Source organism: Binatus sp. (SeqCode) (genome assembly GCF_049584895.1).
Taxonomy (GTDB): domain Bacteria; phylum Desulfobacterota; class Binatia; order Binatales; family Binataceae; genus Binatus.
This window is the reverse complement of record NZ_JBAUYR010000046.1, coordinates 13772-28873: the sequence shown is the minus strand read 5'-3', so window position 1 is coordinate 28873 and position 15102 is coordinate 13772. Positions and strand designations below refer to the sequence as shown.

14 protein-coding genes and 1 pseudogene are annotated in these 15102 nt (G+C 60.0%); 4 read left to right on the top strand and 11 right to left on the bottom strand.

Features of this window, described 5'->3' with window-relative positions:
* The 3 genes from WB650_RS09520 to WB650_RS09510 all read left to right on the top strand — a co-directional run.
* The coding region (locus tag WB650_RS09520; protein WP_423960267.1) for a sigma 54-interacting transcriptional regulator at positions 1 to 1099 on the top strand (1099 nt) is incomplete at its 5' end.
* A gap of 11 nt (positions 1100 to 1110) precedes the next feature.
* Entirely contained in the window at positions 1111 to 2709 is a 1599-nt protein-coding gene (locus WB650_RS09515) for a VWA domain-containing protein (protein WP_422305257.1), read from the top strand.
* Positions 2710 to 2719: 10 nt separating this feature from the next.
* On the top strand, positions 2720 to 3529 hold the full coding sequence (locus WB650_RS09510; RefSeq protein WP_422305259.1) for a DNA adenine methylase: 810 nt from the start codon (positions 2720 to 2722) through the stop codon (positions 3527 to 3529).
* Between the two features lie 8 nt (positions 3530 to 3537).
* Here the strand turns inward: WB650_RS09510 and WB650_RS09505 are convergent, their stop codons facing one another.
* The 4 genes from WB650_RS09505 to WB650_RS09490 all read right to left on the bottom strand — a co-directional run bounded on the left by WB650_RS09505 (position 3538) and on the right by WB650_RS09490 (position 6654).
* Positions 3538 to 4494 carry an MBL fold metallo-hydrolase gene (locus tag WB650_RS09505; RefSeq protein ID WP_422305261.1) on the bottom strand — a complete coding sequence of 319 codons (957 nt, stop codon included), beginning with the start codon at positions 4492 to 4494 and terminating at the stop codon, positions 3538 to 3540.
* Complete coding sequence (locus WB650_RS09500; RefSeq protein WP_422305263.1) at positions 4491 to 5009, bottom strand: hypothetical protein; 519 nt, start codon at positions 5007 to 5009, stop codon at positions 4491 to 4493. Before WB650_RS09500 ends, WB650_RS09505 begins: the two co-directional genes overlap by 4 nt.
* A gap of 92 nt (positions 5010 to 5101) precedes the next feature.
* A complete protein-coding gene (locus WB650_RS09495) occupies positions 5102 to 6103 on the bottom strand; it encodes a methyltransferase (protein WP_422305265.1) in 1002 nt (333 codons plus the stop codon).
* Between the two features lie 11 nt (positions 6104 to 6114).
* On the bottom strand, positions 6115 to 6654 hold the full coding sequence (locus tag WB650_RS09490) for a CAP domain-containing protein (RefSeq protein WP_423960263.1): 540 nt from the start codon (positions 6652 to 6654) through the stop codon (positions 6115 to 6117).
* Between the two features lie 258 nt (positions 6655 to 6912).
* Here WB650_RS09490 and WB650_RS09485 point away from each other — a divergent pair, with 258 nt between their 5' ends.
* Positions 6913 to 9174, top strand: a complete 2262-nt coding sequence (locus WB650_RS09485; protein ID WP_423960261.1) for a thioredoxin domain-containing protein — start codon at positions 6913 to 6915, stop codon at positions 9172 to 9174.
* A gap of 3 nt (positions 9175 to 9177) precedes the next feature.
* Here WB650_RS09485 and WB650_RS09480 read toward each other — a convergent pair whose 3' ends face one another.
* From WB650_RS09480 to WB650_RS09450, 7 genes and pseudogenes are all read right to left on the bottom strand, one after another.
* A complete protein-coding gene (locus WB650_RS09480) occupies positions 9178 to 10311 on the bottom strand; it encodes an ABC transporter permease (protein ID WP_423960259.1) in 1134 nt (377 codons plus the stop codon).
* 9 nt (positions 10312 to 10320) lie between these two features.
* Positions 10321 to 11454, bottom strand: coding sequence for an ABC transporter permease (locus WB650_RS09475; protein ID WP_422304192.1), 1134 nt, complete (start codon positions 11452 to 11454; stop codon positions 10321 to 10323).
* The gene (locus WB650_RS09470) at positions 11451 to 12413 is read right to left on the bottom strand and encodes an ABC transporter ATP-binding protein (protein ID WP_422304193.1); all 963 of its coding nucleotides are present in this window, start codon (positions 12411 to 12413) and stop codon (positions 11451 to 11453) included. Before WB650_RS09470 ends, WB650_RS09475 begins: the two co-directional genes overlap by 4 nt.
* Complete coding sequence (locus WB650_RS09465) at positions 12410 to 13105, bottom strand: ABC transporter ATP-binding protein (protein ID WP_423960258.1); 696 nt, start codon at positions 13103 to 13105, stop codon at positions 12410 to 12412. The genes WB650_RS09470 and WB650_RS09465 overlap by 4 nt, the downstream gene beginning before the upstream one ends.
* A gap of 79 nt (positions 13106 to 13184) precedes the next feature.
* A pseudogene (locus WB650_RS09460) lies at positions 13185 to 13349 on the bottom strand (ATP-binding cassette domain-containing protein); the annotation flags it as partial.
* Positions 13342 to 14334, bottom strand: coding sequence for an HlyD family secretion protein (locus WB650_RS09455; RefSeq protein WP_422304195.1), 993 nt, complete (start codon positions 14332 to 14334; stop codon positions 13342 to 13344). The gene WB650_RS09455 and the pseudogene WB650_RS09460, both read right to left, overlap by 8 nt.
* Positions 14331 to 15035, bottom strand: a complete 705-nt coding sequence (locus tag WB650_RS09450) for a TetR/AcrR family transcriptional regulator (protein WP_422304196.1) — start codon at positions 15033 to 15035, stop codon at positions 14331 to 14333. The genes WB650_RS09455 and WB650_RS09450 overlap by 4 nt, the downstream gene beginning before the upstream one ends.
* Positions 15036 to 15102: the final 67 nt, after the last annotated feature.

The window sequence follows — 15102 nt, the reverse complement described above, 5'->3', positions numbered from 1 at the left end:
CTTCGCGCCCATCTGCCGCCGATGCGTCAAGTTGAAAGAAGAGAAGGGCGACGCGCTGGAGATTGCGTGGATCGGTCGCGACTCCCGGTACGCCGAAAAGCTTGCGACCCCCGACGTTTCGGTCGCGGACCTGATCGGCGAGATTGATCCAATCAAAGTGGCCGAGGGCCGCTACTTGGCCGACGAGGAGACGATTCATTACGGACTGATCCCGCGCACCAATCGCGGCATCTTCGCGATCAACGAGCTGCCCGATCTGACTGAGAAGGTGCAAGTCGGACTGTTCAACCTGATGGAAGAGAAGGACGTCCAGATCAAGGGCTACAAGATTCGGCTGGCGGTCGACGTGGTGTTCGTCGCGAGCGCGAATCCCGAGGACTACACCTCGCGCGGGCGCATCATCACGCCGCTCAAGGATCGTTTCGACATCCAGATTCGCACGCATTACCCGAAGACGATCGAGCACGAGATCGTGATCATGGAGCAGGAAGCCGCTCATCCGCCGCGCTCGGGCGTCGACGTGCGGATTCCGCAGTTCATGAAGGACATCCTCGCGCAGATTACGTTCGAGGCGCGCGCGTCGAATGAGATCAATCAATCGTCGGGAGTGTCGGTGCGCGTTACGATCAACAATTTCGAATCCGCTATCTCCAACGCGGAGAAGCGCGCGGTGCGCAACTCGGAGAACGAGATCGTGCCACGGATTTCGGATTTGCATTCGCTGTATGCGTCGACGGCCGGTAAGATCGAGCTCGAGTACGTCGGCGAGGACAAGAAGGAAGACGACCTGATCGAGCGGCTGATCAATCGCGCGGTGCTGAAAGTTTTCGACAAATATTTGAAGCTCGACGATCTGAAGAAAGTCTCGAGCTACTTCGAGCAGGGCTGGGGCGTCGAGGTTTCGGACAGCGCTCCGTCGTCGGAATACATGGAGCCGCTGCGCGAGGTGACCGGACTGCGCGAAGTGATCACGCTGCTTGGGCCGTTCGAGACCCCGGGCCTGATGGCGGCCGCGAGCGAGTTTATTTTCGAGGGCCTGCATCTGCATCAGAAGCTCAACAAGGATCGCCAGGGCGGGCGCTTCGCCTATCACGCATGACTCGCCGCGAAATGGCCGCAGTAGTTACCCGCTATACGCAGTGGGACGGCACGCAGCGGCTCAAGCTCGACGCCGACAAGGTGTTCGAGAAGCTGGCGGAGTACCTGTCGTACACCGACGACGTGCGCCAGGCGATGGATTGGATGATGCGGCAGGGGATGGACTTCGACGGCGTCAAGGTGATGGGCCTCGAGGAGTTCATCGAGCAGCTTCGCCAGGAGATGCGCCAGCGTTATCGCGACTTCAATCTGAAGAACGCGCTCTCCGAGATGGAGCAGAAGCTCGAAGATATTTTGAACCGCGAGCGCGCGACACTCGAATCGATGAAGGGGCAGAAGCCGGGCATCGAGGAGAAGCAGCGCGAGTTGTCGCGGATGCCGCGGCGTTTGTCCGAGGCGATGCGCAAGCTGGAGAGCCACGAGTTCGAGGACGCGCAGGCGAAGGAAGACTTTGACCAGCTGCTGGAGGAATACGAGAACATCCGCGACCTCGAGAATTTTCGCGATCGCAATCAACACATGTTCCACGGTCCGAAGAGCCTCGGCTATGAGGACGCGCTCGAACTGATGCGCGAGATGGAGCGGATGCGGCAGCTCGAACAGGACCTGATGTCGGGCAACTTCGACACTATCTCGATGGAAGACCTGCAGCAGATCCTCGGACAGCAGGCGAGCAAGGATTTTCAGAATCTCAAGCAGGTGATGGTGCTGCTGACGCAGTCGGGCTATATGGTGCCGAAGGGCGATCATTTTCAGCTCTCGCCGAAGGGCGTGCGCCGAATCGGACAACTTGCGCTACGCGACATCTACCAGAACTTGCTGAAGGATCGATCGGGCGGACATATGACCGACCATCGCGGCGTCACCGAGATGCGCCCCGAGCAGACCAAACCCTACGCATACGGTGATCCGCTGAATCTTAACCTGGTCGCGACGCTCAAGCATGCGCTGGCGCGCAAGGCTGGCGTTCCGCTCGAGCTGCGGCCGGAAGATTTCGAGATCTACGAAAACGATTACGCAAGTTCGTCGTCGACCGTGCTGTGCCTGGATATGTCGTGGTCGATGAGCTGGGAAGGACGGTTTGCGGCGGCGAAGAAAGTCGCGATGGCGATGGAGACGCTGATTCGCTCGAAGTTTCCGCGCGACTATTTCTCGATCGTCGGCTTCTATACGCGGGCGGTCGAATTGAAGCTCAAGGATCTGCCCGAGGCGTCGTGGAACATGGGCGATCCGTTCACCAACCTGCAGGACGGCTTGCGCCTCGCGTCGGATTTGCTGGGACGGCATCCGTCGCGCAATCAGCACATCATCGTGATCACCGATGGGCAACCGACCGCTTACTTCCTGAACAAGCGGCTGTATTGCGAATGGCCGCTGTCGTTCGGCGGCATCAGCATGCGCGCCGCGCAGGAGACGCTGAAGGAAGTCGAGCGCATCACGCGCAAGGGAATCACCATCAACACCTTCATGCTCGACGACTCGCCGAGCCTGCGCGCGTTCGTCGACAAGATGACGCAAATCAATCGAGGCCGCGCGCTATTCACCCGCCCCGACCATCTCGGCGAATACATGCTGGTCGACTACCTATCCAAAAAACGCAAGCGTGTCTGAACGAGGCTGAGTGGCGGCGGTTGCGGAGTCGTTGGAGTTACGCCAGACGCCCAAGCCTCCATTGAAGTGGGCGGGCGGCAAGCGATGGCTTGTGCCATACCTCGCGCGACTCTGGGATCCTCACCGACATCGTCGCCTGGTCGAGCCGCTATGCGGAGGACTAGCAGTCTCCTTGGGCTTGGTCCCGGACCGAGCTCTCATAAGCGACATCAATCCGCATTCGATAAACTTTTATCGCTGGCTCAAGAGCGGTCTAAGTATCGGTTCGAGGATGCAGAACGATGAGACTTACTTCTACGAGCAACGGGCGCTCTTCAATCAACTTATTCGAGAGGGTAAAGCGGACGGCGAGCAGGCGGCAGGTCTTTTCTATTATCTGAACCGCACTTGCTATAACGGCCTATGCAGGTTCAATAGCAAGGGTGAGTTCAACGTCCCGTTTGGGCGGTATAAAAAACTCACCTACAAGACGGATTTTTCGGAGTATGTGCCGGCCTTCTCGCAGTGGGAGTTTAATTGTATGGACTTCGAGAAGCTCCCACTGGAAGCGAGCGATTTCATCTATGCAGATCCGCCATATGACGTACAGTTCACGCAATACTCGAAGGAAGCATTTGGCTGGGACCAACAGATAAGATTGGCCGAACGTCTGGCACGCCATCCCGGTCCTGTCGTCCTATCGAATCAAGCTACGGACAGAATACAAGAGCTTTATAGGAAGCTCGGATATGACCTCAGCATCCTTATCGCTCCACGAATGATTAACTGCACGGGGGATAGGACTCCTGCTCAAGAAGTCCTGGCGACCAGGAATCTGTAGATAAGAGTCTAGCGGCCGGCCGCCTGACGCGTTTCGATCGTTGCAGGCATCGTCCAACTGCTGCCAATTTGACGTAGTACGATCCTGTCCTGCTGATCGCCGGCTGCCTTGATTAGCCGTTGCATCGGCTCTTCCATCGGCTCTTTCCCCAGCTTGAACGTCCCCCAGTGAATGGGCACCAGGTAATGCGCGCCTGTGGATTCGAACATCGACCAGACCTGTTCAGGATTAGCATGATTCCAAATCCACGGGTCGTAAGCGCCTATCGAGAACACCGCCACGTCGGGCGGCGTCGATGCGAGGCTCGCGAACAGATCGGTGTCGGCGCTGTCGCACGCAAGCAGCATCCGGCGGCCGTCTTTTTCGAGCACATAACTGTTGAAGCCGTAGTCTTCGCCAAAGGGAGGCCATCGCTTGCCCCAGTGCCGCGCGCCCATCGCGCGGATTGTGAGTCCTTTGACGACGGTGCTCTCGCCCCATTTGAGTTCGCGCACGTCCTTGAAGCCCAATGGCGCGATGATCTGCGAACACTTATCGCATGCGACTACGACCGCGCTCTTCGGGACAGCCTTCAGCGAGGGAATGTCGAGATGGTCCATGTGCGCGTGCGTGATCAGAATGATGTCGAGTTGCTGCAATTGCGTGGGAGCCAGCGGCGGATCGACGAGTCGTTTCGGCCCGATTGTGAGGATCGAATCGAATGACAGGCCGACGCGTGAGAAGAGGCTCGGGTCAGTGAGCACCCGCGTACCGAAGTAATTCATCAGCACGGTGGCGTGACCGAGATTTGCGATCGTGAGCGAGTTATCGGGCCAGGCGGTCGGTTCGAGTTGCGGATGCGAATGATCGATCGCTGCATTCATGTTCTGAGAGTACGACCTCGCGGCAAACAGTGCCAGTGAAAGCATTATGCCGGTGACGATTAGTCGCGGGATTCGCCTTAGCCACGATAGTGTCGAACTCACTTCTCCTTCGCCGGCTTGAAGCAAGGCAGTTCCTTGACCAACACATAGCTGTAGGAGCGATCGCGCCACTTGAAGGTTCCGATGCCGGTGCCGAACGCCCCGGTCATCGAGTCAAACTGCTCGCTGTCAGACACGTTGACGACATCGACTGGTGCGTAGGCGAGATATTCCGGCTTGTCGGGCTCGAGCACTTCATTGAGCGGCGGATTGAACAGCAGGTTGGTGATGCCGGGCTTCGGTTGCCAGGCGTTTTTGGGCGAGTCCTCGCTCGGGGTGCGCGCCACTATCCAAATCGGGTTGCCGCTAGTCTCGGCGATCTTCCACTGGCGTGACTCGATCACGCCGTCCTTGTCCTTGCGAACTTCCTCGACGCCGATCGGCGCGCGCAGCAGTTGATCGCATTTGTCGGCGTTTTCTTCGGCGGAGGCTCCCGTGCCGCTGCCTTCCTTCATCGCGACCTGCGAGCCGATGAGCTGCGCGCTGCCCTCGGCTACCGCCGGAGCGACTGTAGTCACCAGGCCCATGGCCCCTGCGGCACATCCCGAGCATGCTCCTGCGAGTACGATTAAACTCGCAGCGGACAATATTCTGCGCACAATAAAATTTTTCACTTAGGCTTACGTGCCGTGACCATCGAAGACGTGAACGGAGGGCTTGGCAGCGCTTCGTGTCTGATGTCGACGAAGCCGGCGTCGCGGAGCCATCGGGAGACTTCGTCAAATGAATAATCGCGCCCGCGCGTGGTCAGAAGCAAGTACAGCGCGAAGATCGCGCCCGGCCGCGGCTGTGTGAGATCGGCGTTCATGATGTGATCTTTGACGATCAGCATGCCGCCAGATTCAAGTGCGCGAAAGCATTTGCGGAAAAGCTGAGCGTTGTCGGTCTCATCTTCATTGTGAATTATGTTCGACATGAACAGGGCGCCGCATGGCCCCGGGATTTCATCGTACAGATAATCAACCCGGACCAAGTCGATGCGCTCCAACGCTGCAGGCTCGCGCTCGGCGAGAATCTTGCGCGCAACTTCGAGAGTCGCGGGCAGATCGTAGATTGCGCCGCGCAGATGGGGCCATCGCCGCAGCAGCGCGACGGTGTACGTCCCCGGACCACCGCCGAGGTCGGCGACCTTCGAAACCTTGCTCAGGTCGAGCCGGTTCGCGACGTAAGCCGGATCGCCGCGGGCGCGAGTGAGGCTATCCATCGCGCGGATGAATCGTTCGGTCTCTTCGGGACGGCTCTGAAACATATCGGTCGCACGCGCCGGAAGACCGGTCCGAATAGTCTGCTCGAGATTCGTCCAGGTTTGAAAGATTGCTTCGTCGAACAGAATCAGGCCGCCAAGATATTCGGCGGACGAGCGCAGCAGGTAGCGCTGGGACGCTTCCGTGAGCGAGTAGCGGTTTGCGCGCTTGTCGAGCAATCCGAGCGCGACCATCGCGTTGGCTATCAGAGCGGTCGCGCGGCGATTGGCGGAAATAGCGGTGGCTAGATCGGCGTCGTCCAGCGGTGAGCGCTCGAGCATATCGAAGATTCCCAGCTTGAGTGCGGTCTGTATCGCGCGCGCTTCGGCGTGACCGGAGGCCAGCGCGGCAAGTTCGGCGAAGTCCATCGCAAGCTCCGTCAGTGCACGAAATCCTGCGTTACATAAGTGTGGCCGTCGGCGGACTGCGCGATTCCGACGCCGGTCTCAGTAAATTTGCCGGACACGATGTTAGCGAGATGCTCGGGACTCTTGAGCCAACCGTTCATCGCGCGTCGCGGCAGGTCGGCCGCATCAGCATTGTCGTCCATGTAAATATTCTCGCCGATGACGTGGTATCCGATGCCGACGCCGCTGATTCTGTCCGCGGGAGCGACCCCGTCGGGACTGTTGTGGGCGAGATAATGGCGCATCGCCATGTCGTAGCTGTGGCCGCGCGCGATTACTGCCAGGCGCGCCGAAAACTTCAGTGGCCGCAGTCCGCCCCGCACGCGCTGCTGATTCACCAGGCCGAGGATCTCGGTTTCCTGGTCGGTCAGACCGGATACTTTTTCGGGAGACGGCGGCGCAGTGTACATCAGGTAGAACCGCGCGATAATTGCGGCGAGCAGCGAGAGCACCAGCAGGCCGACTCCAGCCTTGATTGCACGGCGCCGGCGTACCACTGTGGGAGTCGGCATCCTGATGACTTTCGCGGGGCCGTTACGAGTTCGGCGCGGGCGGCGACGCGTTGCTGGCCTTGCGCTCATGTTCCGCTCACGATGGAACCCGGCCGCGCCGGTGACTGTTGTTACCAATGGCATTCATAGTTGAACTCAAAACCTGAACCACCGGCGCCGGCTCACGCCTTTCCCTTTGTCGATCGCGACGCGATTGGCGTCGGGCGGCGTCACGCGCCATTTTCCAGCTATCGCGCCATCAGCAGGATGTCAACGCGAATGATTCTTGCGTCAGTCGCGATGCTCTGCATTCTCAGCGCAGGAGCAGGCGCCGCTGTGGATTCGGCGAATGCGCTGCCGGCCGGAGCGCTGAAATCGTCGCCGAGCATGTATCTGCGCGAAGCGTCGTCGAGCGCGATTCGATGGCAACCGTGGAGTCCGGACACGCTCGCACTGGCGCGCCGACTGAATCGTCCCATCATGATCGACATCGGCGCGGTCTGGTGCCACTGGTGCCACGTGATGGACTCGACGACCTACGCCGACCCGGAGGTCGCGGCGGCGCTGAACAGCGAATTCGTGCCGGTGAAAGTCGATACCGACGAGCGTCCCGACCTCGACGACTACTATCAGGTCGCGGCTGCGCAACTGACCGGCGCGGGCGGCTGGCCACTGACCTGCTTCACAACGCCCGATGGCGCACTGTTTTTCGCGGCAGGATATCTGCCGCCGCGGCCGGGCAGCGGACCCAACGGCAGCGGCGGAGAAAACTCGTCGATGCTGCCGTTGCTCAAGCGAATCTCGCAGGTGTACGCGGCGGATCGTGCGGGTCTTGATAAAGAGGCCGATGCGACCGCGGCGAAACTAAGATCCGCGTCGAATCAGAACGCGCCGGCACAAGGGGGACTCGACGGCTTGCGCGCTCAAATACTTGCGGGTCTAGCGGCGTCGTACGACCGCGAGTCGGGAGGATTTGCGTCGGGACCGGGGCCGCGATTCTACGATTTTCCCGCGCTCGAACTCGCGCTGGCGCATGGGTTTTACGGGCATCCGGAGTACTCCGCGATGGCGCTCGACACGCTGAAGAAAATCGCGGCAGGGGGAGTGTTCGATCAACTCGGCGGCGGATTTCATCGCTATTCGACCGACCCGCATTGGCGCGTGCCGCATTTCGAGAAGCTCGGCTACGACAACGCGATGGCCTTGCACGCATACAGCGATGCGTACGAAGCAAGCGGCGACCCGGACTTCGCGCGCGTCGCGAAATCGATCGCTGGCTACGTGAATCGCGAGCTGCTCGATCCGAAGACCGACGCCTTCTACTCGCATCAGGACGCCGATTCGTTCAAGGGCGACGATGGTAGTTACTACACGTGGACAGTCGCGGAAGTTAAGCGCGCGCTACCGCCCGACGAGGCTCGCATCGCGATTTTATTTTACGGGATGCAGGACGCGCCGGCCCTCGCACCGGACGGGCGAATCGTGCTGAGACGCGCGATGAGTCCCGAGCAAGTTGCAGCCAAGCTGAAGATCCCGGGGGAAGAAGCGCGCGAGAAAATTGCCAGGACGTCAGATGCGATGCTCGCCGCGCGGGCTCGCCGCAAAACGCCACCGGTCGATCACGCTGTGATGACTGATCGAAACGCGTTGATGGCCGACGCGTACCTGACGGCGTCGGCCGCGCTTGACGACTCGAGTCTTCAACGCACGGCGCTCGCCGATCTGGATTTCATCGTCGCGCATATGCAGGCGCCCGACGGAAGTTTCTTTCACGTCCTGGCGGCCGGCCGTGCGCAGGTGGCAGGTTTGATAGCCGACCAGGTCTATCTGCTCAATGCGCTGGTCGACGCGTATCAGTTCTCGGCTGACGCAAAATATCTGGTCGAAGCGCGCAAGCTGGCCGCGATCATCGTGAAGAACTTCCGTGCCAAAGACTCGAACCTGTTGACGAACCACGATACTGAAGACGCGAGCACTGTGATTGCGCAGGCGTCGGCGAGCGCGCAGGTGTTTTTCGATATGCCGACACCGTCGGTGCAAGCGATGATGGCAATCGCGACGGCCAAGCTCGCGCTGATCACCGGCGATGACGATTATTCGAAGACTGCGAATGACCTAATGGCGAGTGCGCCCGCGATGGCGGGATCGATGCTGAGCAATTCATTCGCGACTGTCGGGCTGGCGCTGGAATATCGCGCGAACGGCGGCGCGACGGTATCAATTGTGGGTCCGCCTGGCGATGCGCGCGCCGCGGCCCTGTGGAGAATGGCGTTGGCGAGTTATCGTCCGGAAAAAGTCGTGACGCGGATTGGATCCGATCGCAGCGATGCCGCGTCGATGCCGGCCGCGGCGCGAGCGATGTTCGACTCCAGTGCGGCGAAAAACGTTCCGCTCGCATTTGTCTGCGCAGGAACGGCATGCGCTACTCCCGTGGCGACACCAGCGAAACTCGCGCAGGTTATCAGGAGGTTCGGCGTCAAGGGCGCCGATCAGACTGCCGTCGCCAACGACAGGCCGGCTTCCACTCGGCCGCCGATGTGAAAATCAATCCAGAGTCTTGTGAAATCTCAGTGTTGCGAGTGTGAGCGTCGCCGCTCCGAGGATGGCCATCGCGATCATCTGCGGCCATAGCACGTCCAGCCCGATGCCCTTGATGAAAGTTCCGCGCAGGACGATGAGATAGAAGCGCAGCGGATCGAGATTTGTGAACCATTGCAATGCGGTCGGCATGCTGGTGATTGGATAGCCGAAGCCGGACAGCATGATCGTCGGCGTGATGTAGAAGAAGGATATCGCAAAGGCCTGCTGTTGGGTTTCTGAAACGGTCGAAATCAGCAGTCCCACGCCGAGCGCGCTCGACAGAAAGAGGGTGGTGCCGAGGAGCAGAACGAAAATATTCCCGCGAAATGGAACCTCGAACCACGAGCTCCCGAGGATTGCCACGACGATCACATTGGCAAGACCAACGATCAGGAACGGCAAGGTTTTGCCGACGATCAATTCGGCGGGGCTGATCGGCGTGACCATCAATTGTTCGAGCGTACCGACCTCGCGCTCTCGCACCACGGCAAAAGACGTCAGCTGCAACACTGACACGAGGACCAGAGTGCCGATCACGCCCGGCACAAAGAACCACCTGCTCTCGAGGTTCGCGTTGTACCAGGGACGTTCCTGCAGCTCGATGCTGGGCGCGAACGTAGCCAGAGATGGTCTCATCCGGTCGGCGAGTTGAAGTTGGTAGTCCGCAGCGAATCGATTTGCGATCTGATCGACATATCCGACGGCGATCAACGCCGTGTTCGAATCGGTGCCGTCGAGCACGGCCTGCACTGGCGCGGTCTGACCCTTGCGCAGCAGTTCGGCAAACCCCGGCTGAATCTGCAGCACCAGCACGACGCGCCGATGATCGAGCAGTGACGGGATTTGCGCTTCATTCTGGAGTACATCGCGAACCTGGAACCGGCTGCTGGCTGTAATGCGGTCGAGGAATTCGCGGCTCTCCTGGCTGTGGTCGAAATCGAGTACGGCGGTCGAAACGCGATTCACTTCGTAGCTCGCCGCGTAACCGAATATCAGCATCTGCAGTAGGGGCGGCACGATTAGCGAGAACCGCGCGTGCCTGTCGCGGAACAGGTGGATGAACTCCTTGAGCAGAATCTGGCGCATCCGTTCGATCACGTCAGTTCCTCATGCCAGCGACTTGTGGAACGATCGTTTAGCCAGGAACACCATCAGGGCCGCATAGATGACGAGTGCAATCAAAGGCCCTGCGAGAAAGCTGAGACTGGTGCCCCGCAAAAATACGCTCTTGAGTACGACGATGTAGTAGCGCGCCGCGATCAAGTAGGTGAAGGGCTGCACGCCGATCGGCATCTGATCGATCGGAAACGTGAATCCCGAAAGCAGGAACGACGGCAGAAAGGCGGTCACCAGGCCAATCTGGCTTGCAGCGAGCTGATTCCTTGTGGCGACCGAGATCCAGAATCCCAACCCGAGAATCGCGATCAGATAAATTCCTGATCCAGCGCTCAGCGCGATCAGCGATCCGCGAAACGGAACCTGGAACCAGAAGACGGCGATCGCCGCGCAGACTGCGGTATCGAACATGCCGAGCGCGAAGTACGGCAGCAGCTTGCCGATGATGATTTCGAGCGAGGTCACCGGAGTCGAGATGAGTTGCTCCATGGTGCCGCGCTCCCACTCGCGTGCGACCGTCAGCGACGTGAGCAAAACTCCGACGACGGCCATCACAATCGCGGCGACGCCGGGCACGATAAAGTTTTTGCTTTCGAGATCCTCGTTGAACCAGGTTCGGGTTTCTACCGACAGCGCTGGATTCACCGTGGGCGCGTGGGACTTGCGGAGATACTCCGCCTGGACGACCGCGCCGTAAGAGGCGAGAACACCTTGCGCGTATCCGATCGCGAGCTCAGCGGTGTTGTTGTCGGAGCCGTCGACCAGAGCCTGGATGTTCACCGGACGGCCGTCGTGCAAGCGCGCGGAAAAGTCGAACGGAATCACAATCGCGAGCTGGCATCGGCCGTCGTCGAGCGCGGCGGCGAGCGCGCGGTAGTCAGTGACCGTCGCGGCGAGGTCGAAATACTCGGAAGACTGAAACCGCTTGAGAAGATCCTGGCTCGCCTGGCTGCCTTCCTGATCGAGCGCGAATACCTTGATGTGTTTGCTGTCCAGGTTGACGCCGTAACCCAGCGTCGTCATCAGCATCAACGGCATCAGCAGGACGATCAGCAGGCTGCGTGAATCGCGCAGCACCTGCAAGACTTCCTTTCGCGAGATGGCGAGCAGTCGTCGAAGATTCACGGCGAAAGCTCCGAGAGGGAGTCATCGGCGCGTCGAGTAGTCAAAGCGACGAACGCATCTTCGAGGCTGGGGCGAATCACTTTCAGATCATTAACCGAGATACGGTCGGCTTCGAGCGCGGCGCGAATCGCTGGCGCAATGGCGGCATCGGATACGACGAGATGGAGCGCGTTGCCGAACACTGCGACGTCGCGGACACCGTTGAAACGGCGCACGCGTTCGATAGCGTCGCCAAGCCGATCGCATTCAAGTAGCAGCAATGAGCCGTGAATCGAACCCAACTTGAGTTCGGTCGGCGTGCCGAGGGCGATCAATTTGCCTCCGTTCATCAGCGCCAGCCGATTGCAGTATTCGGCTTCGTCCATATAGTGCGTGCTGACGAAGATGGTGACTCCGTCGCTGCTCATCTGCTGGATCAATTCCCAGAACAAGCGGCGCGAGAGCGGATCGACGCCTGAGGTTGGTTCGTCGAGAAATAAAATCGGCGGGCGATGCAAAACAGCGCAGCCGAGCGCGAGGCGCTGCTTCCATCCTCCGGCCAGTGTCCCGGTGAGGCTCGATTCGCGGCCGCGTAGCCCAGCCATCTCGAGCGCCCAATCGATCCGCCCGCGCAACTCCGCAGCGGGCACGCCATACATGCCCGCGTAGAACCGCAGATTCTCGAACACGGTGAGATCGGCGTAGAGCGAAAATTTCTGCGACATGTAGCCGATGTTGCGGCGGATTAGTTCGGGCGATTCGACGACGTCGTAGCCGGCAACGATTGCGCGGCCGGAAGTCGGATGCAGCAATCCGCACAGGATTCGAATCGTCGTCGATTTCCCCGAGCCGTTAGGCCCTAGGAATCCGAAGACCTCGCCGGTGCGCGTCTGAAATGAAATGTGATCGACGGCAGTGAAATCGCCGAAACGCTTCACCAGGTTTTCAACCTCGACCGAATTGCCGTTGGGGCGCGTCATGCAGCCACGCGCGTCCCGTCTTTGCGCACCGCTTCGACAAAAAGATCTTCGATGGTCGGCGTGACGCGGATAATCTCGTCAAACGGAATCTGACTGCTCTTCAGCCGCGCGCTGAGACTGGCGATCCGCCGGTCGGCGTCATCGACAAACAGATGAACCGCATCGCCAACCAGCACTAAGCTCGAAACACCTTCTGCCGCAGCGAGTTCGTCGCGGACGCGCCGCGCCTCCGACGACACGATCGATACAACAGAACCCTGAAGCCTCGACTTGAGGCGCGCGGGCGAGTCGCAGAAGAGCAGGCACCCCTGATGAAGCAGCGCAACCCGGTGGCATCGCTCGGCCTCGTCGAGGTAGGCGGTGGAATTGACGACGGTGACGCCCTGACCGACCAGCGAATACAGCATCGCCCAGAATTCGCGGCGTGAAACCGGATCGACGCCGTTGGTTGGCTCGTCCAGTAGCAGCACGCGCGGGGTGTGTATCAGCGCGCAGACCAGGCCGAGCTTTTGCTTCATCCCACCGGAGAGCTTGCCGGCTTGACGCGCACGGAACTCGCTCATGCCGCACGCCTTCAGCAGTTCGGCGGCGCGCGCCTCGCGATCTTTTCTGCGAACGCCGAACAGGTCTGCGTAGAATCGGATGTTCTCGTCGACGGTCAAATCTTCGTAGAGGCCGAAGCGCTGCGGCATAACTGATCAGGTGCTTGACGCCTTCAGGGTCCGCGACGACGTCGCGTCGCGCGACGCTCGCGGTGCCTGCGTCGGGCGCAAGCACTCCCGCGAGGATGCGCATAGTCGTGGTCTTGCCGGCGCCGTCGGGTCCTACGATGCCGAAGATTTCGCCCGGTGCGACGTCGAAGCTCAGGTGATCGATCGCGCGGACGCCCGGGAAATCCTTGACCAGATCGCGAACGACGACCGTCTTGTCATCCACGACTATTGCCGCTTTGCACTGGAGCGCCGAGGTGAATGGTCGCGTCAGCGGGCATCCCGGGCTTCAGTTCGTGACGAGGATTTTCAACGTCGATTTTGATTCGATAAACCAGCGTCACGCGCTCCTTGTGGGTCTCGACGCTCTTGGGAGTGAACTCCGCCTCGGAGGAGATGAAAGAAATCTGCCCCGGATACGCCTTGTCGGGATAGGTGTCGGTGTGGACGGTCGCCGCCTGGCCCCATCGGATTCTACCGAGGTCGGTTTCCGCCACGTAGGCGCGCAGCCAGACGTGGTCGAGGTCGGCCAGCGTGACGACCGGCGTGCCGGGCTGCATCACTTCGCCGAGTTCGGTCTGACGCGTGAGAATGACGCCCGAGAACGGCGCGCGCAGCGTAGTGTAGCCGAGCATGATCTTGGCGAGTTGGAGATTCTCGCTGGCGTTGCGGATGTTAGCCTTGGCGACCGCGATGTCCTGTTGCGCGCTACGCTCCATCGCGAGGTCACGCTGCATCGCAGCGGTCGACTGCTTCAACGCGGTGTCGGTATGGTCGCGCTGATCGCCAGAGATAATTTTCTGAACCCAGAGTTTTTGATAGCGGGCGTAGTCGATCTTTTTCTGATCGAGGTCAGCGTTGTCGTTGACGACCGTCGAACGGGCGGCCTCGAGCTTTTGCATCGCCGAATTTAGCTGCTGTTCCTGCACCTGGAGAGCAGCTTCGTTGATTGCGACCTGCTGGCGATAGTCACTGTCGTCAAGTCGCGCCAGCAAAGTGCCGGCCGTCACCCACTGGCCTTCGTCGAACGGCAACTCGACGACGCGCGACTGCACCGCCTTGAAACTGACAACGCTTTCGTGAGCTTCGATATTGCCGGAAACCAGTAGATTGTCGGTCACAACGATGTCGTTGAAAAAGAGCGAGTAGCCGGTCCATGCGCCGACGCCAAGTATCAGCACCACCACCAGCACGATGATTCGTTTCTTCATGCGAGTTGACCCGGCCTTTCAGATGACTGGGTGCGACGAACCGTCTGCAATGGCTTCATCGCAACGCGACCGCGACGAGGCTGGGCCCGGGAAGTTCTGGCGGGTTTGGCCAGACGATCTCCGAGCCAGCGCAAAAAATTCGCGCGCTGGCGCACGAAGCGCGGATCAGTGGGTTCCATGCCGTGGATCAGGCGGATGATTTGGGGCATCACCAGCGGAAACAACGCGAGCGACAACATCGAAATGAAAAGTTGAGTCAGGTCGGCGCCGCGAGGAATCGATCCCCGGCGCTGGAGGACGCGAAGGCGGGCGACCGCCTTTTCAAACAGCGCGCGACGCTCGGCTTCGACGACACATTTTCTACCGCCGCTATCGATCGCCTCCCATTCCATCAATCGTACGAAGTCGATGTCAGTGCCGCCCGACAGATAGATATGCGCGAGGACGCCGGCGAAGTCGTCGGGGGTGGATTCGAGCCATTCCGCGCGCTCGTCGATTTTGCGCCGCAGGATTTCGCGATACAACTCCTGCTTGGTGCCGAAGCAGTAGTAGAGCATTCGCTTGTTGACGCGGGCGCGCCGGGCAATCACGTCAACTCGCGCGCCGGCGAAACCGCGCGCCGAAAATTCGGCGAGCGCAGCAACGAGAATCTTCTCGCGTGTGCGGTTGAGGTTGCGAACAATTGTGTGAGTGCCAGCCATGACTCCGAATTAACCGGACAGTTAATAGCAGTATTAACTGATCAGTTAATTGTAGGAGTCAAGGGTG

What these genes read in the sequence shown, in the direction of transcription:
- WB650_RS09515 (WP_422305257.1), top strand. Translation starts at nt 1,111, where the DNA reads ATGGCCGCAGTAGTTACCCGCTATACGCAGTGGGACGGCACGCAGCGG.
- WB650_RS09495 (WP_422305265.1), bottom strand. Translation starts at nt 6,103, where the DNA reads ATGGACTTCGCCGAACTTGCCGCGCTGGCCTCCGGTCACGCCGAAGCG.
- WB650_RS09490 (WP_423960263.1), bottom strand. Translation starts at nt 6,654, where the DNA reads ATGCCGACTCCCACAGTGGTACGCCGGCGCCGTGCAATCAAGGCTGGA.
- WB650_RS09485 (WP_423960261.1), top strand. Translation starts at nt 6,913, where the DNA reads ATGATTCTTGCGTCAGTCGCGATGCTCTGCATTCTCAGCGCAGGAGCA.
- WB650_RS09470 (WP_422304193.1), bottom strand. Translation starts at nt 12,413, where the DNA reads ATGACGCGCCCCAACGGCAATTCGGTCGAGGTTGAAAACCTGGTGAAG.
- WB650_RS09465 (WP_423960258.1), bottom strand. Translation starts at nt 13,105, where the DNA reads ATGCCGCAGCGCTTCGGCCTCTACGAAGATTTGACCGTCGACGAGAAC.
- WB650_RS09455 (WP_422304195.1), bottom strand. Translation starts at nt 14,334, where the DNA reads ATGAAGAAACGAATCATCGTGCTGGTGGTGGTGCTGATACTTGGCGTC.
- WB650_RS09450 (WP_422304196.1), bottom strand. Translation starts at nt 15,035, where the DNA reads ATGGCTGGCACTCACACAATTGTTCGCAACCTCAACCGCACACGCGAG.